Annotated in this window: 15 protein-coding genes; 11 read left to right on the top strand and 4 right to left on the bottom strand. The window is 39.1% G+C overall.

Annotation, left to right across the window (positions count from 1 at the left end; translation table 11 throughout):
* Positions 1 to 96: 96 nt before the first annotated feature.
* From AC0UA9_RS10165 to AC0UA9_RS10150, 4 genes are all read left to right on the top strand, one after another.
* Positions 97 to 978, top strand: a complete 882-nt coding sequence (locus tag AC0UA9_RS10165; RefSeq protein WP_475659720.1) for a U32 family peptidase — start codon at positions 97 to 99, stop codon at positions 976 to 978.
* A gap of 110 nt (positions 979 to 1088) precedes the next feature.
* Entirely contained in the window at positions 1089 to 2237 is a 1149-nt protein-coding gene (locus AC0UA9_RS10160) for a ribosomal protein uL16 3-hydroxylase (protein WP_475659718.1), read from the top strand.
* A gap of 88 nt (positions 2238 to 2325) precedes the next feature.
* Complete coding sequence (locus tag AC0UA9_RS10155; RefSeq protein ID WP_475659715.1) at positions 2326 to 3117, top strand: pseudouridine synthase; 792 nt, start codon at positions 2326 to 2328, stop codon at positions 3115 to 3117.
* Between the two features lie 428 nt (positions 3118 to 3545).
* Positions 3546 to 5786, top strand: a complete 2241-nt coding sequence (locus AC0UA9_RS10150; RefSeq protein ID WP_475659713.1) for a heparinase II/III domain-containing protein — start codon at positions 3546 to 3548, stop codon at positions 5784 to 5786.
* 156 nt (positions 5787 to 5942) lie between these two features.
* On the opposite strand, the gene AC0UA9_RS10145 is transcribed toward AC0UA9_RS10150, so the two are convergent.
* From AC0UA9_RS10145 to mfd, 4 genes are all read right to left on the bottom strand, one after another.
* Positions 5943 to 9557 carry a bifunctional diguanylate cyclase/phosphodiesterase gene (locus tag AC0UA9_RS10145; RefSeq protein WP_475659708.1) on the bottom strand — a complete coding sequence of 1205 codons (3615 nt, stop codon included), beginning with the start codon at positions 9555 to 9557 and terminating at the stop codon, positions 5943 to 5945.
* 164 nt (positions 9558 to 9721) lie between these two features.
* Positions 9722 to 10003, bottom strand: coding sequence for a DUF1244 domain-containing protein (locus AC0UA9_RS10140; RefSeq protein WP_475659705.1), 282 nt, complete (start codon positions 10001 to 10003; stop codon positions 9722 to 9724).
* 67 nt (positions 10004 to 10070) lie between these two features.
* Positions 10071 to 11513: a CsiV family protein gene (locus tag AC0UA9_RS10135; RefSeq protein WP_475659703.1), complete on the bottom strand. Its 1443-nt coding sequence runs from the start codon at positions 11511 to 11513 to the stop codon at positions 10071 to 10073.
* A 104-nt stretch (positions 11514 to 11617) separates the two neighbouring features.
* Positions 11618 to 15259, bottom strand: a complete 3642-nt coding sequence (gene mfd, locus AC0UA9_RS10130; RefSeq protein ID WP_475659700.1) for a transcription-repair coupling factor — start codon at positions 15257 to 15259, stop codon at positions 11618 to 11620.
* 171 nt (positions 15260 to 15430) lie between these two features.
* On the opposite strand from mfd, the gene AC0UA9_RS10125 reads away from it, so the two are divergent.
* The 7 genes from AC0UA9_RS10125 (at position 15431) to galE (ending at position 22818) form a co-directional block, all read left to right on the top strand.
* Positions 15431 to 15739, top strand: a complete 309-nt coding sequence (locus AC0UA9_RS10125; RefSeq protein ID WP_475659697.1) for a ComEA family DNA-binding protein — start codon at positions 15431 to 15433, stop codon at positions 15737 to 15739.
* A gap of 175 nt (positions 15740 to 15914) precedes the next feature.
* On the top strand, positions 15915 to 16814 hold the full coding sequence (cysD, locus tag AC0UA9_RS10120) for a sulfate adenylyltransferase subunit CysD (RefSeq protein WP_475659886.1): 900 nt from the start codon (positions 15915 to 15917) through the stop codon (positions 16812 to 16814).
* A gap of 59 nt (positions 16815 to 16873) precedes the next feature.
* Positions 16874 to 18274: a sulfate adenylyltransferase subunit CysN gene (cysN, locus tag AC0UA9_RS10115; RefSeq protein WP_475659694.1), complete on the top strand. Its 1401-nt coding sequence runs from the start codon at positions 16874 to 16876 to the stop codon at positions 18272 to 18274.
* Between the two features lie 91 nt (positions 18275 to 18365).
* Positions 18366 to 20093: an SLC13 family permease gene (locus AC0UA9_RS10110; protein ID WP_475659690.1), complete on the top strand. Its 1728-nt coding sequence runs from the start codon at positions 18366 to 18368 to the stop codon at positions 20091 to 20093.
* Between the two features lie 24 nt (positions 20094 to 20117).
* Entirely contained in the window at positions 20118 to 20750 is a 633-nt protein-coding gene (cysC, locus tag AC0UA9_RS10105) for an adenylyl-sulfate kinase (RefSeq protein WP_475659686.1), read from the top strand.
* Positions 20751 to 20761: 11 nt separating this feature from the next.
* Positions 20762 to 21751: a DHH family phosphoesterase gene (locus AC0UA9_RS10100; RefSeq protein ID WP_475659684.1), complete on the top strand. Its 990-nt coding sequence runs from the start codon at positions 20762 to 20764 to the stop codon at positions 21749 to 21751.
* A 44-nt stretch (positions 21752 to 21795) separates the two neighbouring features.
* Entirely contained in the window at positions 21796 to 22818 is a 1023-nt protein-coding gene (gene galE, locus AC0UA9_RS10095; protein WP_475659683.1) for a UDP-glucose 4-epimerase GalE, read from the top strand.
* Positions 22819 to 22845 lie beyond the last annotated feature (27 nt).

Below are 22845 nucleotides of genomic sequence, written 5' to 3'. Positions count from 1 at the left end.
TTTACCACCAGCACTGAGGTATTTAGGACAAATAAGTTGCAAAACCAAAGGTGGCCTCAGGCTGTTGACTTAGTCGATTAACATTTAGGAAAAACTATGAAATTCTCTCTTGGCCCAGCACAATTTTTTTGGCCAAAAAGCGACGTTGAGCGCTTTTACCAGCAAGCAAAAACATCAAATGCAGATATTATTTATTTAGGTGAAACGGTATGCTCTAAGCGACGTGAGCTTAGAGCAAAAGACTGGCTGGGCTTAGGGCGCGAATTAGCGCAAGAAACAAATAAACAAATTGTGATCTCAACCATGACTTTGTTAGAATCACCGGCAGAAATTGTTACCTTAAAAAAACTGTGTGCAAACGGCGATTTATTGGTTGAAGCAAATGACTTAAGTGCTATACAGGTTATGCATGATTTAAATATGCCTTTTGTTGCCGGGCCTGCGATTAACTGTTACAACCTTTCAACCTTAAAAGTATTACTCAAGCAGGGCATGATCCGTTGGTTAATGCCGGTAGAGCTTTCGGGTGACTGGTTAAAAACAATGTTAATGCAAGCACATGATGAGAATATTCGCGATAACTTTGAATGTGAGGTGTTTTCATGGGGGTACTTACCTTTGGCCTATTCAGCTCGTTGTTTCACTGCACGTTCAGAAAATAGGCCCAAAGATGACTGTCAATACTGCTGCATTAAATACTCACAAGGGCGAAAAATGAACTCGCGTGAAGGGGAGCAAGTTTTTGTGCTTAATGGCATTCAAACAATGTCTGCTTACCAGTATAATCTGATCAATGAAGTCAGCCAGCTCAATGAAATTGGAGTCGATATTGCGCGTATAAGTAGTGATAACGAACAAGCGTTTACGCAAGTTGATAAATTTAAACAACAGTTATCAAACCCAGTAAAACATGTGTTGGACGAAACGAATGAATGTAATGGGTTTTGGCATAAAATTGCCGGAATGTCAGTTGCCTAAATCAGTTGGCTATATTATTAAGTTAAGTCCATTAACACAAAGCCAATAGCATTAGTTTGGTCGCCTTAATAACCAATTAAAACAAAGTTGTTAACACTTAAGAGAGAACTATGTACACCTTAGATTTAAATCAAATGAGCCACAATGAGTTTTTAACGACTTACTGGCAGAAAAAACCTGTGGTGATCCGTCAAGGCTTTAAAAACTTTGTTGATCCAATTATGCCAGATGAGTTTGCTGGCATAGCGATGGAAGAAAACGTACAGTCACGTTTAATTGCTAAAATAAATGGCCAATGGCAGGCAGAGTCGGGCCCATTTGAAAGCTATGAACATTTAGGTGAGCGAGATTGGTCTTTAGTCATTCAAGCACTTGATAACTTTTCAGAAGAGGCTGCAGAGCTCATTGAGCCGTTTCGGTTTATACCTCACTGGCGTTTAGACGACATTATGGCAAGTTTTGCAACAACAGGCGGTAGTGTTGGGCCACATATTGATAACTATGATACTTTTATTTGTCAGGGGTCAGGCCGCCGACATTGGCGCGTAGGTGATAGCGGGCAACATACTGAAGTTATTCCACACAAGGCTTTATTACACGTAGCACCTTTTGAGGCGATAATTGATGTAGAACTTGAAGCCGGCGACATACTCTATATTCCACCGGGGTTTCCGCATGAAGGTATAGCCTTAGAGCCGTCTATGAGTTTTTCTGTAGGTTTTCGCGCTAACTCCGCCATTAGTTTATTAAGTGGCTTTGCTGACTATATTATTGATCATGACTTAGGTGGTCAATTACTAGAAGACCCTAACAGAAAAGCAAGTAAGCACAGTGGTCAAATTTCTAATGACGATTACGCAAGTATTAAACAGCAATTACAAAACTTACTTGATAACGATAAGTTATTTAAAAGCTTTGCCGGTACATTTTTAACAAGCGCTAAGCATGAGCTTGACTTAATGCCCAGCGATGAACCTTTTGAACCAGATGAGGTAAGCGAACTGCTTGGTATTCACGGTATCAAGCGCTTAGGCGGTTTAAGAGCTTTTTATTTTGAAGATACTGTTGAGCATGGTGTTTGTTATATTAACGGAGAACAACTAGACTTCGCCCCTGAAATAGCGCCTGTGGTTAAACTGTTATGTGATCAAGTCACCATAATGCCTAATGCCTTAGCCCCGTGGCGTGAAAACGAACATTTTATTGACTTAATGGTAAGTTTACTTGACCAAGGTTATTGGTTTTGGACGCAAGCATAAGCCTTTAGCTATATGAACAACAAATAAGTTAACAGTAGTAAAGTGTTCACGTTATTACAACGAGAATAGCTTACACAACAGGAAAAAAATGCGTTTAGATAAGTTTATTTGTAAAAGTACCGAGCTAACCCGCAATGAAGCAAAAAAGCTACTTAAAAGTGGTGAAGTTCGCGTTAATGGTAAAGTAGAAAAAAGTGCGGCGTTGCAAGTGCATGAAAATAATACGATTACGTTAGATGGGCAACGCCTAACCGCCCGTACTTCGCGTTATTTTATGCTGCATAAAATGGCTGACTCCATTTGCTCTAATGTTGATGAAGTTTACCCGTCAGTATTAAATTTTATTGATGTTGATAAAGCGTTTGATTTACATATTGCTGGTCGGTTAGACGCCGATACCACGGGATTAGTACTCATTACAGATGATGGCAGGTGGTCTCATAATGTCATATCACCCAAAAAAGAATGTAAAAAAGTGTATCGAGTATGGCTTAGAGACGCGATTTTCGCGGATGAGGCCGCAGGCTTAATTATGCGCTTTAAGCAGGGGTTGCAATTACAAGGGGAATCAACCTTAACGCGCCCTGCTACTTTAGCCTTGGTGAGCAACAGTATTCATAAAAAGACCGATGAAAAAATTTGTGGTGAAACAAATAAATCCCCCGAAGAATCACTTTATTTAGACAGTGGCGAATCCACTAGTGAAGTATTACTCACCATTACCGAAGGAAAATATCATCAAGTTAAACGTATGTTTGCCGCGGTAGGTAATCGCGTTGTTGCCTTACATCGAGAACAAATTGGTAACCTTGTATTAGGTGATTTAGCGCCAGGTGACTGGCGTAAGTTAACCAATGAAGAAATTAACGGTTTTCTATAATTAACCACAAAACAACATGTTAGTTTTTCCAGTTGTTTTTTATCTCTTGTTTATGTTCAATAAAGTTTCATTTACGCAGTATTCAATATGATTAAAATGCTTGTGGTTGCAGCATAGCACCGTTCTGTTATCAACAAGCGCTACACTCAGGTTAACTGTCTATAAAAAAGCCGGGAGTTTAAGAGTAATCATACATTACTTGACTTAACACAGGTGTGCCTAAGTCATTTAGCCAACAAAGTTAGCATATCTTATATAATTTTGAACACTTTTAACCACAGAATAAAGTGTGTATTATCTTCGGGAGTTTTTTAACTTGTTTCGTCATTAAAATTTTGAATTTCAACCACCTATTAATGCTGGGGAGTTTTATTGGTGGTGAAGTTCAAAATAGCACCTAGTGCAATCAATATGTAAGGAAAATAATAATGTATATAAAAAAAATCACCACGTTAATGATGGTGATAGCTGCACTCTCAATCTCGTTCATAACAAAAGCACAAGAGCACCCTAATTTAATTTTAACTAAAGCGGGTGTGGAAAAGATTAGGGCTAACTTAGGTAAAACCCCCTTGTTTGATGCCACTTTGCAAAAAGTGAAAACCATGGTAGATAAAGAAATTGCTGCAGGTATAGATACGCCTATTCCAAAAGATTTCTCTGGTGGCTACACACATTACAGACACAAACAAAACTTTATTGTTGCGCAAAAAGCAGGTGTGCTGTATCAGATATTAGCTGATGATAAATATGCTATCTATGTACGTGATATGCTTCTTCAATATGAAGCCATGTATAAAAATCTTCCTCTTCACCCACAGGAAAGATCATACGCGCGGGGTAAACTTTTTTGGCAAAGTTTAAACGACAGTAACTGGTTAGTTTACATGAGCCAAGCGTACGATACCGTATATAACTTTTTGTCAAAAGAAGAGCGTACAAAGTTAGAAGATAACTTATTTCGCCCATTTGCTGACTTTATTTCATTAGAAAACCCTAAATTCTATAACCGTGTACATAATCATAGTACTTGGGGTAATGCTGCTGTTGGTATGATAGGTTTAGTCATGGGCGATGAAGAGCTTATTCAACGTGCATTGTACGGGATAGAAGACGACGGTTTACCTATCGGTGGCCTAGATAACGATGGGGGTATTATTAAGGTAGAAGGGCAGAAGAAGGGCTTTTTTGCTAACCTTGATGAGCCATTTTCACCTGATGGCTATTATACTGAAGGTCCATATTATCAACGTTATGCTATGTATCCGTTTTTAATTTTTGCCCTCGCCATGGAAAATGCACGACCCGACTTAAAAGTACTACAACATAAAGACAATGTCTTACTTAAAGGGGTTTATGCACTATTAAACCTTTCTGATGCTGACGGTGAGTTCTTCCCCTTAAATGATGGCCAAAAAGGCATGTCATACTATACGGCATCGCTAGTAACTGCGGTAAATATTGCCTACCATTACGGTGACCAAGATCCTCAATTACTGAGCGTGGCACAAAAGCAAAATGAAGTGTTATTAGATCAGGCTGGTTTAGATGTTGCGATGGCTATTCGTGATGGAAAAGCACAGCCTTTTACTAAAAAGTCAATCAACCTAAGTGACGGTATCCACGGTAAACAAGGTGGTGTTGGTGTGCTACGTTATGGCAATGAAGACTTAACTTTGGTATTTAAATATGCAGCCCAAGGCTTAAGTCATGGCCATTATGACAAGTTATCTTATTCACTTTATGAGAAAGGCGATGAAGTATTACAAGATTATGGGCTTTCTCGTTTTGTTAATATTGGACAAAAAGGGGGCGGTAATTATTTAAAAGAGAATAAAACGTGGGCGAAAACAACTATTGCTCATAACACGCTGTCGCAAAATGGTACCATGCACTTTGGTGGTGATTACCAAACAGCAAGTACGGAGCACTCTGAACTCTACTTTTTTGATGCGGCTAAAGACAAGGTGCAAGTAGTGAGCGCAACAGAAGTTAATGCTTACCCTGGCACGAAAATGCACCGTACGATGGCGTTGATTAAAGATGAGCACTTTGAAAAAGCTTTCATGTTAGACATTATGAAAGTAAAGTCTAACACTAAAAATGTTTACGACTTTCCATTCTATTACATGGGACAAGTAATTAATGGTAACTTCACGTGGGAATCGCCTACTCACTTGGTACCGTTAGGAGAAAAGAATGGTTATCAACATTTGTACCTAGAAGGGCAGGGTAAGCCAGCAAGCAATAATACAAAGTTTTCTTGGTTAGGTAACGGTAAGTTTTATACCTTAACTTCTGTTGCTGATAAAGCTGATGAGTTATTGTTAACACGCTTGGGTGCAAACGACCCTGAGTTTAATTTACGAAGAGATGCAGGGTTTATGATCCGCAGAAAAGACAGTGATAACACCACGTTTGTTTCTGTAATTGAAACACACGGAAGTTATAGCCCTGTTTCAGAAGCATCGTTAAATTCAAACAGTAGTATTGCTAACTTAGCTATAGCCCATGACGATGATAACTATACGGCGGTAACCATTACTGATGTAAAAGGTAACGAGCAATTATTCATATTGTCGAATAATAATGCGGCAAGCTCAGCCAAACACAGTTTATCAATTAATGGTGAGAAGTACCGTTGGACAGGTCCATATTACTATCACTAGTGAAGCCCAGTGCTCTTGTACGAGAATAAGAGCACTTTAACTATGGTTTGTATTTTATAAATAACTGTATTAAAGCAGGTTAGCGTTAAAAGAATAATAGCGTTTAAGGTTCACTTTAACGCTATTACAATAACCGCTTACATGAATTAGTATCTGTTAAGTTTGCCAGTTTTTATCAGGTTTCCAATGGCTTACCCATTGATGAACGTCACTAGCAGGCATAGGTTTTGCTATACCATACCCTTGGGCAAAATCACAACCTAATGCTAATAATGCTGTGCCGTGCTCAACAGTTTCTACGCCCTCAGCAATCACATCGCGCTTAAAAGATTTAGCTAAGGCTATTACGCCTTCAACAATAGCAAAGTCATCAGAATCTTGTAGCATGTCTTGTATAAAGCTTCGATCAATTTTAATGATATTAGCGGGCAAACGCCTAAGGTAAGTTAAGGAGGAGTAGCCTGTACCAAAGTCATCTAAGGCAAACTGTACCCCAAGTTTCATGCAAGCTTTCATTGTTGCTGATGTTTGTTGCACGTCATCTAAAGCGCTCGTTTCTAGTATTTCAAGCTCTAAATAGCGAGGATCAACCTCGGGGTGTGCTGATAAAAGCGTTGTTAATCGCTGGGTAAAATCAGGCTGTTGTAATTGTACTGCAGCAATATTGATACTAGTACTTAAGGGGATGTTTAATCCCCTTGCTTGCCATTGGCTAATTTGGATTAATGCGGTATTGATTACCCATTCGCCCAACTCTATCATCATAGGGTTGGTTTCAATGATAGGTAAAAAGTCGATCGGTTTTAATAAACCTCGCTCGGGGTGCTGCCAGCGAATAAGTGCCTCTACACCGGTAACTTTACCTGTTCTCATATTAACTTTGGGTTGGTAATAAAGTGTAAACTCTTGGTTATCTAATGCCCGGCGAATAGCCTCTAAGCTTTCACGCTGCACTTTCACTGCAACATCTTGCACTGTATCAAATAAATGGTATTGGTTCTTACCGGAGCCTTTCGCGATATACATGGCTTGGTCAGCATGGCGCATCAGCTGATCCGAGTTGACATTATCTTGCGGGTAAAGGGTATAACCGATACTAGCGGATATATTTATTACTGTATTGTTAATAGTAATAGGATCAGAAACGGCTAGTAACAGCCGCTTTAAAACTGGCACACAGTCCTTTTTTGCCGTTAAATTGGGAAGATCTGTTAATACCGCAATAAATTCATCGCCGCCAATACGCGCTAAACTATCACCGTCGCGCAAGGCATTTTGCATTCGGCTAGCAAGGGCAATAAGTAGCTCATCTCCCATATCATGCCCGTGGGTATCATTAACAGCCTTAAAACCGTCTAAATCGAGAAATACGACAGCAAGTGATTGTTCATTTCGGCTGCAATGTAACATAGCTTGAGATAATCGATCCGCTAATAAAACACGGTTCGGTAAATGCGTAAGAACATCATAATGGGCTATGTGTTCTAATTGCTTTTGGTGTGCTTTTATTGCAGTAATATCGTTGCCTAAGGCAACATAATGTGTTGTCACACCTTGCTCATTTTGAACGGCGCTAATCGTTTTCATTTCAATAAATGTTTCGCCACTTTTGCGTTTGTTCCACAGCTCACCGTGCCAATGTCCTTCTGCGCGTAGAGTTTGCCACATTTTAGTATAAAACTCTGCACTTTGTTTACCAGACTTCAGTATACGCGGGTTTTCGCCAATAACTTCGGCACGGCTATAACCTGTTGTAGTGGTAAATGCGTCATTTACGTCTAGGACTATGCCTTCAGGATCTGTGATCACAATACTTTCTCGGGCAAAGGTGAATACACTAGCGGCAAGCTTAATTTTTTCTTCTGCCAGTTTACGGCTTGTTATATCATTATGTATGCCACTCATGCGCAGTGGTTTGTTGTTACTGTCGCGCTGCATAACATTAGCTTGGTCATGAATCCACCTTATATCACCTGTTTTTGTTAACATACGATATTCAATGTTATGAGACTTTGACCGGCCTTCCATAACATCCTTAAGTGATTGCCAAGCCCTATCTCTATCATCAGGGTGAATAAAGTCTGTCCACTGGTTAGTGGTTTGTGCTATCTCTTGATAGGTATAACCAAGCATACTGGCCCAACGCTCATTTCTTTCAACTTTATTTGTCAGTATATTCCAATCCCAAAACCCTAACTCAGCACCGGCTAAAACATGCTGCATTTGTTTATCTCTTGCTTTTAAATCACTATTTGCTCTCGTTTTTTCTATGGCGATACTCGCTAAGCTAGCTGATTGTTCAATTAAGGCAATATCCGAAACGCTTGGTTGGTGAATATTGTTGTGATAGATAGCAAAAGTGCCTAACACATCGCCTTGCGTAGAACGTATTGGCTCTGACCAACATGCTGCTAGGTTTGCTTTTTTAGCCAGGTCTTTATAGGGTTGCCAATAAGGGTGGTTTTGAATATCAGCAACAATCACACGTTCATTGGTATAAGCGGCTGTACCACAAGAACCAGCTCCAATAGCGATTTCTACCCCATTGACAGTGTTATTATAAAAATCTGGAAAGCTGGGCGCAGCCCCTGTTAACAGGTGTTTTCCCGCTTCATCTACTAATAAAATACTGCACTGCATAGTAGGGTGTGCCTCTTCAACACCCAGTACAATCGCATTTAATAATTCAGGCAATGCTTTGTCAGTGGTAATTAGTTCTAATATATAAGCGTGATGTTTTTCACGTAATTCAATTTGCTTACGGTTAGTGATTTCATCATGTGTTCCACAGAGTCTAAGTGGCTCATTCGTGTGTTCGTCATATTTAACGACAGCGCCAGTGCCCTTGATCCAAACCCATCTACCGTTTGCATGTTTCATCCTAAATTCAACAGTGAAGGTTGTTTTAGCATTTATATGTTCTTGAACAATCGCTTGGATTACTCTTTTGTCATCAGGGTGAATAAGATTCTCCCAGTCACTAATATGGTTGTTAATATCCTTTCTTGATAGCCCAAGAATTGCGAGCCATTGATCATTAACAATATGTTCACTCGTTTTATAATTCCAATCCCAATACCCTAATTTCGCGCCATTAATCACGTTGATGATTTGGTTTTGAGATTTTTTCGCATTCTCACGACTTAATTTTAATGCATTAATATAAAGCCGCTGCTTTGTATTGTAGTGAAGGAGTATACTGGCAGTGATAACGCTTACTAAGATAATAAAGAAGATTAATAAAAGTTGTATATATTTGATTGTTTGTAGATCGTTAATAATAGCGTTTTGTATTAGGTTCTCGATACTGTTGGCCGATATCATCAGGGTTAAAAAAGCGTGGTTTACTTGTTGTGCTACATTGGGACGAGTTGTGGCGGTTGACGACCAGTATTTTTTGATGACTTGGCGAACATGATTAATGTTCGTGATTGTTTTATCAAGTTGAAACTGTAAGTTAGCGGGACTTGGTGTTGAAGATAAAACATCTTCGGTAGTACTTTTATCAAGTATTGCTTGCGCTTGCTGATGTAATTTATTTAGTGGAGGCCAAGGCGTTTTCTTGTCTATATTTTCTTGGCTGGTAATGATTTTTGTAAAGTGTAAGTGTGTTGAGCTGACTGCAAGCTTAAACTGTGTAGAGGCTGAAAATAAAGTATACTGATGTTTTAGGTTGTCGCGCTCGATGCAAAGTGCATAGTAAACACTAGCCAATATGGCTAGTGTTAAGGTAAAAATACAAAAAAGTACTTTATGAGAGTCTGCTTTCATTAACAATATCCATATTTAACAAAGAAAGAGCATTTTATTGATTAAAACTATTTCTTTTAAAACGTTTTGTTAAACTTTGTTTAACCGTAAAGCACCCAAGTCTATATGTTATACATTGTTTAATACTAACGTACCATAGTAAAAGCACAAGTAAACTGCAGCCTTTAATTACTGCTGTTAAATTTATCTAGTTGCGCTTGTGTGGCAGGTGTTTGATGTTTTTCTTTCCATTCACTGTAAGGCATACCGTATACTTGCTCACGTGCTTGGTCAATACTTATAGTCTCCCCGAGCTTTTGCGCTTCTTCGACAGTCCATTTACTAAAACAATTACGGCAAAAACCCGCTAAATTCATTAATTCAATATTTTGTACATCTTTTCTGTTGTCTAAATGGGCTAATAAACGGCGAAAAACAGCCGCTTGAATTTCAGTTTCTTTGTTCATGTTTTTCCTTAGGATACATTTATACGGTTTTAGTTACTTATGTTCGTTAACTGTTTAAAGTAACTTCTTATCTAATTGCTTGGCTGATCTGCTCGCCTTTGGGTTTGCTAGGATCAAAGCGCCTTATTTGCACTATCATACCAATATAAGGGTGGTCAAAATAATGGATTTCTCCGGTGATGACACGTCTGTTTTGTTTGAAATTAATTAACTTCACGTCAGCGTTATCACTCGGTTCAATAATTGCTTTAGCGTTGTTTTGATTAAACACGTTAAAGTCAGCTGTTATGTATAGGTAGTGATCTAAATGTACTTTAAAAAAACCATCTAGGAACCAAGGTTGTAACGGCGCTTTAGGTGGGCTTCCTCTGTTAGCTTGGGGCTGATTTGTTGTCGATTGTGAAGTAAATAAAATAGTGTCAAGACTTTGCTCACTCAACCTATCTACTATATTATTAATAGTGTTTTCATCTTGTGAGCTTTGCTCAAACGACTCGAGGCGAGCAAACAACTGGTTCAGTGCTTGCTGTTTATATACTACTTGATGGCTTAATTGTTTGTTTATTGTTCTCTCACCAAGCTGATGCTCACGCACGAGTTCGGTATCATTTTTTACCTTAGCAGGGGCACCTGCGGGTATTATCCCTTGAGTATAACCTGATTGTGTCAGTAAACTTTGCTCTTGTGATGGTGCAGCCTCAATAGCAAGCTGGTAATCATTGAATGCCTGCTGATATTCATACGCTAAGTGTTGTCCTGCAAATAATTTAAGTGGTATTGCCTTTGTTCTTGTTAGGCCCACTTGTCGCCAGCCAAAGTGTAGCAAAGGCCTAAACTCTCTGCTCCAGCGTAGCCGTTGACGAATATCACCTAATAAGAGTGAATCATCAGAAATTAAATAAGGGGTTGTTGGGTTATGTAAACCTGCAGCATTGAGTTTACTTGGCAGGGCGCCGACATTAATCGTATTAATGTTCATTTTAGCGCGTTGCTCTTTGTTGAATAACCTAGCTATTTCCTGTTGGGAGTCAACACATAAAGTACCGTTTGGGAAAAGTATTTGACTCATGTCTTCTGGTAAAGCCAATGCTGAGCTGTTTTTGGTGTTGTTAATATGAGACAGATTTAAGTCAGCTAGGCCTGTTATGTGTTGCAGTTGTTCATCGACGCTTGCATTAGTACTTTTGAGCGGCTGTAAAAATTTCGGTTGTACATCCTGTAGGTTTGTGTCACGACAAAGTGGCATAAACTGTTTTATCCTGGTTAAATCTGGTTGTATATAAGCGCCAAGTAAGTCAAAGTACTGTGGATAATTAGGCAAGTTAGATTGATTTACATCGTCTGCAAACTGTTCTTTAAAAGCCGCCTTATCGCCCAATTGCTCGAATAGTATCACTTCTATTTCAAACCATCGTTCAGCGTTATTTTGAGCCCAAACGTCAGTACTGACTACTAGCTGTGAAAAGCTAAAAGCAAAGAGTGAATAGATAAAAACTGATTTTACTTTCATTAATAGTCCGGTTAATTTAAATGGCATTAGGTTTAGTTAAGTCTATTTTAAGCAGTTTTACTAGCAATGTTAATTCAATCATTTTACTCACTGATATACCTGCTTTATTTTACTGCTGGCGTGGTTAAATCATTTAATAAATTACGCACTAAATTAAACCTTGCCTGCTCTCCTTCACTTTTTTGACTAAACTTGAGTTTGTTAGGAGGTATCATTTTATAGGTTGTTGGCTGTTTTTGCACGAGGGCAATAATCAACATGTGGTCAACCTTGGTATCGTCATTAAACTCAATCGAACCGCCCTGATCACTTACTTCAATACGTGAAATACCGATAGTCTGGGCTTTTAAGCGAATTTTGGCAATATGTATTAAATTTTTTGTTGCTTGGGGCAATAAGCCAAAACGATCAATTAATTCAACTTGAATATCATCGAGTTGGTTGTTATTTTTACAGCTAGCAATACGCTTATATAAGCTTAAGCGTAAACTGACATCAAAAATATAATCTTCGGGAATAAGGGCGGCTAAGCGTAGTTCTATTTCTGTTTGTTTGGCGGTGACTTGATTCAGTGATACCTGCTTACCCTCTTTTAGCGCGGCTACGGCGTGATCCAGCATTTCCATATACAAGCTAAAACCGACCTGACTCATTGACCCCGATTGATCTTCACCGAGTAATTCCCCTGCGCCACGTATTTCGAGGTCGTGGGTCGCTAGGGTAAAACCTGCGCCTAAATCTTCTAAAGAAGCAATCGCTTCAAGACGCTTTTTAGCGTCCTTGGTCATGCGTTTCTCATGCGGTGTTAACAGGTAAGCGTAAGCCTGATGATGCGAGCGGCCTACACGGCCACGTAACTGGTGTAATTGTGCTAAACCTAAATGATCGGCTCTGTCCATGATAATTGTATTAGCGCTCGGTATATCAATACCCGTTTCAATAATGGTAGTACAAACAATGACATTAAAGCGCTGGTGATAAAAATCACTCATTATACGCTCAAGCTCACGTTCAGGCATTTGTCCATGTGCGGTTACCACACGAGCTTCAGGTACAAGTGTTTGAATGTCGGCAGCAGTTTTTTCTATTGTATCGACATGGTTATGTAAGTAGTAAACCTGACCACCACGCAATGTTTCTCGTAAAATAGCTTCTCTAATAAGTGCTTGGTCATGTTGTCTGACAAAAGTTTTTACAGCCAGTCGTTTTGCTGGTGGTGTTGCGATAATAGATAAATCTCGCATGCCCCCCATCGCCATGTTTAATGTGCGCGGAATCGGCGTAGCTGTTAAGGTCAGTATGTCGACATTACTGCGTAATTGTTTAATTTTATCTTTTTGTTTTACGCCAAACCTATGTTCTTCATCAACAATAAGTAAACCAAGGTCCTTATATTGAATGCTATTTTGTAATAGTTTGTGGGTGCCAATTAAAATATCTATTTGTCCAGACTCAACGCTTTTGATCACTTCATTTTGCTGCTTAGCTGTTTTAAAACGTGATAGAACTTCTATTGACACGGGCCAGTTAGCGAAGCGATCTCGAAAATTTTCATAGTGTTGCTGGGCAAGTAAGGTAGTAGGTACCAGTATGGCAACCTGTTTATTATCGTTTACGGCAACAAAGGCAGCGCGCATGGCCACTTCGGTTTTACCAAAACCAACATCACCACAGATTAGCCTGTCCATTGTTTTGGGCGATAACATATCGCTAATAACCGCATTGATGGCCTGTTGTTGATCAAAGGTTTCTTCAAAACCAAAACTGTCACAAAAAGCAGAGTAATCAGCTTTATCACGCTTAAATACATGGCCTGTTTTACTTGCACGGTTAGCATAAATATCGAGCAACTCTGCTGCAACATCACGTACTTTCTCTGCAGCTTTTTGTTTAGCTTTGCTCCAAGCGTCTGTGCCTAGTTTGTGCAGTGGGGCATGCTCTGGATCAGCCCCTGAATAACGGCTAATTAGATGTAAAGAAGCTACGGGAACATAGAGTTTTGCGTCGTTAGCATAACTGAGCATGAGAAACTCTGTTGTTATGCCACCAGTTTCTAATGTTTGTAGCCCTAAATAACGGCCTATACCATGCTCTATGTGAACTACAGCTTGGCCAATGGTAAGCTCGGCTAAGTTTTTGAAAATGGCATCCGTTTCAACTTCTTGAGATTTATTACGTCGCCTCGACTGGCGAACATGGTCACCTAACAGCTCAGCTTCCGTAATGATTGCAATAGCGTTCTTCTTCGCGCTGCTATTATTTTGAAAGATAAACCCCTGATTAAGCGCATTAACACTTATGCCTAAAGGGTCATTTGACTCAAGAAAGTCTGCCATCGATTTAAAAACAATTGGCTTGATATTATCACGTGCAAGTAACTCTAAAACACTTTCTCGACGGCCTTGACTTTCAGCAACAAATAAAATTTTATTGGGTGTTTCTTTGTCCTTAATAAAGTTATTGATCAGTTCAAAAGGTTGTTTTAATTGATGATCAATAGTTAAATCAGGCAATGATTTTACATCGAAGTAAATAGCACTCGACTTATTTTTAGCGGCATCTTTGCGCTTGCTATCGGTTACATTTTCAGAGGCATTTACACTAAGGTCATTGCTCGTCTCTAAGCTTAGTTGTGTGTCTTGCTCACAAGGCTTTATTGTAATACGAGCAAAAGGTTTTAATGCAGAGTATAGGTCGTCTTTACTTAAAAATAGTTGTTCAGGGGGTAATAAAGGCCGAGTTGGGTCGTAACGTCTGTTTTCATAACGGTATTCAATGTCTTGCCAGTATTGCTGTAACGACTTTTCTATATCACCTGAAATAGCAATTAAGGTGTCTGGCGTTAAATAGTCACATAGCGTACTGGTACTGTTAACATCATCGATTAACGCTTCATTCGTTGATTTTTTGAAAAATAACGGTAGATAATATTCAATACCCGGCGGAAGAATACCGTTACTCACCTGGTGGTAAATAGATTCTTTATTAATAGAACTTTTAAATAAGTCTCGGTATTGGCTGCGAAATAAACTGATCGCTGCTTGATCGGTTGGAAATTCATGTGCCGGTAGCAAGTGAATATGGTCTACTTGTTCGCTTGAACGTTGATTTTCTGGGTCAAACAAGCGAATTTCGTCTATTTCATCATCAAAAAAATCTAACCTAAATGGGGTTTTACTGCCCATAGGGAAAAGATCTAAAATTGCGCCACGAGCTGAAAACTCACCATGTTCCATGACTTGCTCAACATACCGATAACCACTTGCCTCTAATTCTTGCCGAAGTAAATGTAAATCTTTTTTATCCCCTTTTTTTATCATTAAGCTATTCGCTGTCAAATATTGCTTTGGTGCTAATCTTTGCGCCAGCGTTGTTACCGGCACAACCACTATGCCTTTATTCATGCGCGATAATTGATAAAGCGTGGCTAGGCGCTGAGAAATAATATCTTGATGCGGAGAAAAGGTATCATAAGGTAAGGTTTCCCAGTCAGGAAATAAACAAAGTGATAAGGCATCTTTATCGTGCGATAAGCTTTGTAACTCTTGCATTATCTTAAGCGCTGACGGGGTATCGTGTGTTAATAGTAATATAGGTACATCACTTGCCAACGCACCATTGTATAAGGCGATGCTAGCACTTGAGCCTGGCAGGTTATGCCAAGTTTTTTTATCAACTTTGTTGGTTGTTGGGCTTGTTTTATTTTTAGCTAAAATTGGCGTCAGTAAGTAGCTTTTTTTGCTCATGGAGTGCTTTAAATGATAGTACGAAGTTATGATCACCTAGTTTAACGACTTTTGGAAAATTTTAAATGAATTTGACAAAAATTTATTTTAAGCCTAAACCTAAAGGTGAACATTTAATCAACACGATAAATGTTTCAATTTTTAACGGAATTATTTACAAGGAATTTTACTATGAAAAACTTAAAACTTAATGCACTTTTCTGTGCGCTACTCACGACCATTTTATTTTTACATACCAATTTAGCCACTGCTGCAGTCGCAGAAGTGAGCAAAGCTGAGACGGTACAACAGTTGGTACACTTAAATAAATCTACAATTGAGCAGCTAGTGACCTTAAAAGGAATTGGTCATAAAAAAGCGCAGGCAATAGTGCTACATCGTGAAAAAATAGGGGAGTTTAAATCGATCGATGATTTAGTCAATGTTAAAGGTATTGGCGACAAAATTATAAAAGATAACTTAGGGCGATTAACCTTATAATGTTACTTGTTTTTACTTAAAAACCAGCTGTTTGCTGGTTTTTTTATGTTTATATAATTAAATTAAAATGTTTTTCCATATTCTTTTTAGTTCTATAAAGCCTGTTTGATATATAGAAATGTCCGGTGAAATATGGCATTATAAGCCCATCAATTTATCAACTTTTGTATTGGCAATGAATTTAACTCATTTAAAAAAATTAGAAGCGGAATCTATTCATATTTTTCGTGAAGTCGCGGCGGAATTTGACAACCCAGTAATGTTGTATTCTGTAGGTAAAGATTCTGCAGTGTTATTACACCTTGCTCGTAAAGCTTTTGCTCCGGGCAAAATTCCTTTCCCACTATTACATGTTGATACGAATTGGAAGTTTAAAGAGATGATCGCTTTTCGTGACCAAATGGCGAAAGATTATGGCTTTGAACTATTGGTTCATCAAAATCCTGAAGGTCTTGCTATGGGCATAGGGCCTTTTACTCACGGTAGTGCGCAGCATACCGACGTAATGAAAACCCAAGGCTTAAAACAAGCGCTTAATAAATATGGCTTTGATGCGGCTTTTGGTGGTGCTCGCCGTGATGAAGAAAAGTCACGTGCCAAAGAGCGAGTGTACTCATTTCGTGATGAAAACCATCGCTGGGACCCAAAAAGCCAACGTCCAGAATTATGGAATATTTATAACGGCAAAGTAAATAAGGGCGAGAGCATCCGTGTTTTCCCATTATCTAATTGGACCGAGCTTGATATTTGGCAATATATCTATTTAGAAAGTATTCCAATTGTGCCACTGTACTTAGCTGAGAAACGTCCGGTAGTTGAACGTGATGGCACGTTAATTATGGTGGATGATGACCGTATGCCTATTAAGAGTGGTGAAGAAGTGCAAATGAAGAGTGTGCGCTTTAGAACATTAGGTTGTTACCCGTTAACAGGTGCGGTTGAATCTACGGCAAATACGTTACCTGAGATTATTCAAGAAATGTTGTTAACTAAAACCTCTGAGCGCCAAGGTCGTGTTATTGACCATGACAGTGCAGGGTCAATGGAGAAGAAAAAAATGGAAGGTTATTTTTAAGCCAACCTTTATTAACACTATTTTTTTAATGATAATTAACCCCTTGGGAAGTAACAATTATGAGTAATCAATCAGGCTTAATTGCAGACGACATTCAAGCTTATTTAAAACAACATGAAAACAAAGAGTTAGTACGTTTTTTAACCTGTGGTAGCGTAGATGATGGTAAAAGTACCTTAATTGGCCGCTTACTACATGACTCAAAAGTCATTTTTGAAGATCAACTAGCAGCAATAGAAAAAGACTCTAAAAAATCAGGGACAACAGGTGAAGCAGTCGACCTAGCTTTATTAGTTGATGGTTTACAATCTGAGCGCGAGCAGGGCATTACCATTGATGTAGCCTATCGTTATTTCTCTACGGATAAACGCAAGTTTATTATAGCAGACACCCCAGGACATGAAGAATACACACGTAATATGGCAACAGGTGCCTCTACTTGTGATATTGCGGTGATATTAATTGATGCCCGCTATGGTGTACAAACGCAAACACGTCGTCATTCTTTTATTTGTTCATTATTGGGTATCAAGCACATTGTTGTTGCGGTAAACAAAATGGACTTAGTTGGCTATTCACAAGAACGTTATCAAGAAATAAAAAAAGAATACCGTGAATTTACACAATCACTCACATTTTCTGATATCCGTTTTGTTCCGTTATCGGCACTTAATGGCGATAACGTTGTCGAAGAAAGTGAAAATATGCCTTGGTATCCGGGCGCTACATTAATGAAGTTACTCAATACGATTGATGTTAAAGCTCAGGATGATTTCACGCAGTTTCGTTTTCAAGTGCAATATGTTAACCGTCCTAACCTCGACTTTCGTGGTTTTGCTGGCACCATTGCTTCGGGTCATGTATTAATTGGCGATACCATAGTAGCTTTACCATCAGGCAAAGAAAGCGTGGTAAAAGACATTGTTACTTTTGACGGTAGCCTAGAGCGTGCAGATAAAGGCATGGCTGTTACTTTGACACTAGAAGATGAAATAGATATTAGCCGCGGCGAAATGATTGTTAAAAAAGATACTTTGCCGGTTTCTTCAAAAGAATTTAGTGCGACCGTGGTTTGGATGCATGAAAATGAACTTGAGCCAGGGCGTGAATATTATATTAAGCATGGTAGTAAAATGACCACAGGTCATGCACAAACTATTGTCAGCAAGTATGATGTAAACACTATGGAAAAGTCTGCTAGCACACAACTGGCGGTTAACGATATTGGTTTAGTGGACTTTGTTGTTGGCGAAACGCTACATTTTGATGCCTATTTAGACAACCCTAGCAGTGGTGCTTTTATTATAATTGACCGATTAAGTCATATTACTGTCGGTGCTGGCATGATCAATAATGCGCTTGATGAAAAAATTCATGAGTATTCAACCTTTGAGCTAGAATTAAATGCTTTAATTCGTAAACAGTACCCTCACTGGGGCGCACGCGATATTAGTAAATAAATTATTATTTTTGTCGCTTGAAGTCGGCGGTAATTGATTGTAATGCCTTACCGCCATGACTTAACTCACTTGCGCTAAATTTAGGATGGTCATGACAATACAGCAGTGGTTGATGATTGCGGTGTTTATCGCCACATTTGTCGGCCTTCTTAAATATCAAAAAGCACCAGAGCGCGTTTTTTCAGTGACTGTACTTGGTTGTTTAGCGCTTTCTTTTGTTAACGTTGATGATATCCTTAACAACGCGGTAAACCCAGGTTTAGTAACCTTAATTTTACTGGTGATTTGTTCATTTTCCTTTGAACGCACTAGTATTTTACGTCGGCTTAGCAATAGTGTTTTTAATGGCTCAAAAATAAGGTCGATGTTACGATTATTTATTGGCACCGCTTTAGCTTCTGCTTTAATGAGCAATACCGCGGTAGTGGCAACGCTCATTAACAGTGTTAAAAGTAATAAATTGATCAATGCCGGTAAATTACTATTACCTTTGTCATACGCTGCTATCTTAGGGGGAACCCTTACCCTCGTAGGCACTTCTACTAATCTTATTATTAATAGTTTAATGCTAGAGCATGGTGCTGATGGCTTTCACTTCTTTGACTTTACTGCCATAGGGATAGTTGCCCTGTCTTTTTGTTTATTCATTATTATTTTACGTGCGAGAACCTTGCCTGATATGGCTCAAGGTGACCTATCGACCCAAGATTACTTACTTGAAGCAGAGGTTTCTGTAGACTCTAAGTTAATTGGTAAAAGTATTGAAGAAAATGGTTTACGAAATTTAGATGCTTTGTTTCTTGTTGAAATTGTTCGCCACGGACGACTAATATCCCCAGTTACACCCGATGAAAGCCTGCAAGTGGGTGATAAACTGATTTTTAGTGGTGATATTTCGAAAGTATTAACCTTACAGCAATTTGATGGCTTAACTTTATTTGCCGAGCAAGATAATTTATTACGCGATAACTTAACTGAAGTACTGATTAAAAATGATTCAGCGATTGCCGGTAAAACCTTAAAAAAAGCCGGTTTTCGTGCTCGCTTTGATGCAGCTGTTGTTGCTATTCGCCGAGAAGGTAGTGCGTTGTCGGGTAAACTCGGGGATATTGTTTTACAATCAGGTGACTTTTTAGTATTAGCGGTTGGTCAAGATTTCGCTAGCAGAACAAACCTATCAAAAAACTTTTTTATTCTTTCTGGGCATCAGGCTGTTAATATGCTCAGTGGCTGGCGTGACCACGGCACTATTTGGGGCTTTATTGCGGCAATTGTTGTATCAGTATTTACACCGGTGTCGTTACTGAGCTGTTTATTTGTGTATGTCGCGGCACTGGTTTTTAGTGGCGCATTAACAGTCAATGAAATTAAACGTCGATTTCCTTTGGAAATTTGGATGATAGTGCTTGGTGCATTAACGCTCGCCAGTGCTGTTGAAAATACCGGCGTAGCAGCCGTAATTGCCACCAGCATAGAGCAACTACTTAATGGTAGTAGTCCTTATATTGCTTTTGTCGCGATATTTGTTTTAACGTTATTATTAACTGAGCTAATCACCAACAGTGCGGCGGCGGCCCTGGTTTTTCCTATTGCATATAATATTGCTTTAGGGTTAGGAGTTGACCCCATTCCTTTTGTTATGGCTGTTGCGTTTGCTGCCAGTGGTAGCTTTATAAGCCCTTATGGTTATCAAACTAATATTATGGTGTATAACGCGGGTAATTATCAATTAAGCGATTTTGTTAAATTTGGTTTACCCATATCAATTACATACAGCGCTACGGTATTACTGATGATCCCGTTGGTGTTTTCTTTTTAACCTTATTACATAAAAGAGTAGACAATGAAAACAGACAATACTGTTTGGCATGAACAACATATTTCCAAAGAGCAGCGAGCTAACTTAAAAAAACAAAAGCCTTGCCTACTTTGGTATACCGGCTTAAGTGGTTCAGGGAAATCAACGGTTGCCAATGCTGTTGACGCCTTATTGTTTAAGCTAGGTTGTCACAGCTATTTACTTGACGGTGATAATGTTCGCCATGGTTTAAATGGTGATTTAGGCTTTAGCGACGAAGACCGAATTGAAAATATTCGCCGTATTGGCGAAGTATCTAAGTTATTTTTAGACGCAGGATTAATTGTTTCTACCGCATTTATCTCACCATTTACCCAAGATAGAGCCAGTGCAAGAAGTAAGCTTGCTGCGAGTGAATTTATTGAAATTTTTATAGATACACCCATTAGTATCTGTGAACAGCGTGATCCAAAAGGGCTTTATAAAAAAGCCCGTGCCGGCGAAATTAAAGACTTTACTGGTATTGATTCAGCTTACGACATACCCCAAAATCCAGAAATACATGTAAAAACAGCGGAGCAATCAATACAACAATGTGCTGCGCAAATTATTCATTACTTAGTACAACAAGGTTTTATTACAGTAGACAAAACTTTATTAACAACTTTAACCAGCTAAAACGAGTGTAGATGATGCATTATGATGTTTTTAATGGTGATGCTGACGGCATTATCGCTTTATTACAATTGCGCTTGTCTGCGTATAAGCCACATCCTAAAGCGTCAGTTTTAGTGACAGGGGTAAAACGCGATATTAGCCTACTGACACAGGTTGATGTAAACAAAGCAACATCAGTTACCGTGCTCGATATATCGCTAGAAAAAAACACAGTCGCTTTAACGCGTTTACTTGAGAACCAAGTGCCTGTTTTTTATGTTGATCACCACAGAACAGGTGAGGTGCCACAATCGAACCTATTAACAACAATAATTGACACTAGCGCCAACACTTGTACTAGTTTATTGGTGAATAACTACCTTAACAATGAATTTGTACACTGGGCTATTGCAGCGGCTTATGGGGACAATATGTCAGCCTCAGCCCAAGCGCTTGCCCAAGAATATAAGGTTAGCATTGCACAACAAGCTTTATTAAAAGAGCTTGGTATATATATTAATTACAATGGTTATGGCCGTAGTGTTGACGACTTACACTTTCATCCAGCACAGTTATTAGAACAACTGTCGAATTATGCTGATCCATTTGATTTAATTAATGAAGAGGGTTCAGTTTTTCATCAATTAAAAAGCGCTTATTTAGCGGATATGGCACAAGCAGAGCAATCGATTGTGCTTGTTAATAATGAGCAACTTACTGCAGTACAATTAGCTGATGAGCCTTGGGCTAGACGGGTAAGTGGTGTGTTTGGTAATGCACTCGCCAATGCAGCCCCGAATAAAGCACATGTGGTTGTGACGTTAAACGACACTACCGCTGGTGCCCCTGCCACTTATACTATTAGCCTTAGGGCACCATTAAGTAATAAGCAAGGAGCTGGGGAATTATGTGCGAGTTTTCCAAGTGGTGGTGGTCGCGCTGGTGCTGCTGGCATTAATGCACTGCCGGTAGAAATGCTTGGTACTTTTTTTGATAGCGTGACAAAATACTATCATTCATAACTAGGTGTACTAAAAATAGCAGTTGACATAAAAGAGGGAAGATCATGAGCTTATTAATAACAGGTGGTACAGGTTATATTGGTAGCCATACCGTGGTTGAATTACAAACCTTAGCAGCGGCGAAAGGCGTTAATCAAGAGATCATCATTGTTGATAATTTATCAAACTCATCCACAGTGGTGCTTGAGAAACTTAAACAAATAACCAATAAAACCGTTACCTTTATTAAAGCCGATGTTTGTGACTATGAGGCAATGGATAACATTTTTAACCAGCACAATATTGATGCTGTGATCCACTTTGCTGGCTTAAAAGCGGTTGGCGAGTCTAACGAACAACCTTTAAGTTATTATCAAAATAATGTTTCAGGTACTGTTACTTTATTGCAAGTGATGGAGAAGCACCAAGTTAAAAAGCTGGTGTTTAGCTCTTCTGCAACCGTTTATGGTGATAATGTTTCACCGTTAAATGAAACTATGGCAACGTCGGCGACTAATCCCTACGGACAGACGAAGCTGATGGTTGAGAATATTTTGTTTGATCTGGCAAAAAGTGATAGTGATTGGTCGATTATCTGTTTGCGTTATTTTAACCCTATCGGTGCTCATAGTTCCGGTTTAATCGGAGAAAACCCTAACGGCGTGCCAAATAACTTATTGCCGTATGTTGCCCAAGTAGCGGTTGGTCGTTTAGCACAATTACAGGTGTTTGGTGATGATTATAATACAGCAGACGGCACAGGTGTCCGCGACTATATCCATGTGGTCGACTTAGCACAAGGGCATGTAAAAGCGTTGCAAAACTTAGCTAAAATATCAGGTTGCAAAGCAATTAACTTGGGCACAGGTAATGGTACTTCAGTACTTGAAATAGTGAATACCTTCAAAGAAATAAGTGGCCAAGCAATACCGTATAAAATAGTCCCCAGACGCGCAGGTGATTTAGCCACAGTTTATGCTAACGCTGATTTAGCCAAAGAGTTACTTGATTGGCAGGCAACGCGCGATTTACACACCATGATTGAAGATACTTGGCGCTGGCAGTCAGAAAACCCACAAGGTTTTTAATTGATACTTTTTAATACTTTTTAGCGG

The sequence above is a fragment of the Colwellia sp. F1 genome, assembly GCF_056238625.1.
This window is presented reverse-complemented; position numbering and strand designations above follow the sequence as displayed.

Coding starts and splice junctions, on each gene's coding strand:
- AC0UA9_RS10110 (WP_475659690.1), top strand. CDS start 18,366: ATGACAATACAGCAGTGGTTGATGATTGCGGTGTTTATCGCCACATTT.
- AC0UA9_RS10165 (WP_475659720.1), top strand. CDS start 97: ATGAAATTCTCTCTTGGCCCAGCACAATTTTTTTGGCCAAAAAGCGAC.
- AC0UA9_RS10135 (WP_475659703.1), bottom strand. CDS start 11,513: ATGAAAGTAAAATCAGTTTTTATCTATTCACTCTTTGCTTTTAGCTTT.
- AC0UA9_RS10140 (WP_475659705.1), bottom strand. CDS start 10,003: ATGAACAAAGAAACTGAAATTCAAGCGGCTGTTTTTCGCCGTTTATTA.
- AC0UA9_RS10100 (WP_475659684.1), top strand. CDS start 20,762: ATGATGCATTATGATGTTTTTAATGGTGATGCTGACGGCATTATCGCT.
- AC0UA9_RS10155 (WP_475659715.1), top strand. CDS start 2,326: ATGCGTTTAGATAAGTTTATTTGTAAAAGTACCGAGCTAACCCGCAAT.
- AC0UA9_RS10125 (WP_475659697.1), top strand. CDS start 15,431: ATGAAAAACTTAAAACTTAATGCACTTTTCTGTGCGCTACTCACGACC.
- cysC (WP_475659686.1), top strand. CDS start 20,118: ATGAAAACAGACAATACTGTTTGGCATGAACAACATATTTCCAAAGAG.
- AC0UA9_RS10145 (WP_475659708.1), bottom strand. CDS start 9,557: ATGAAAGCAGACTCTCATAAAGTACTTTTTTGTATTTTTACCTTAACA.
- AC0UA9_RS10150 (WP_475659713.1), top strand. CDS start 3,546: ATGTATATAAAAAAAATCACCACGTTAATGATGGTGATAGCTGCACTC.
- cysD (WP_475659886.1), top strand. CDS start 15,915: ATGAATTTAACTCATTTAAAAAAATTAGAAGCGGAATCTATTCATATT.
- cysN (WP_475659694.1), top strand. CDS start 16,874: ATGAGTAATCAATCAGGCTTAATTGCAGACGACATTCAAGCTTATTTA.
- galE (WP_475659683.1), top strand. CDS start 21,796: ATGAGCTTATTAATAACAGGTGGTACAGGTTATATTGGTAGCCATACC.
- AC0UA9_RS10160 (WP_475659718.1), top strand. CDS start 1,089: ATGTACACCTTAGATTTAAATCAAATGAGCCACAATGAGTTTTTAACG.
- mfd (WP_475659700.1), bottom strand. CDS start 15,259: ATGAGCAAAAAAAGCTACTTACTGACGCCAATTTTAGCTAAAAATAAA.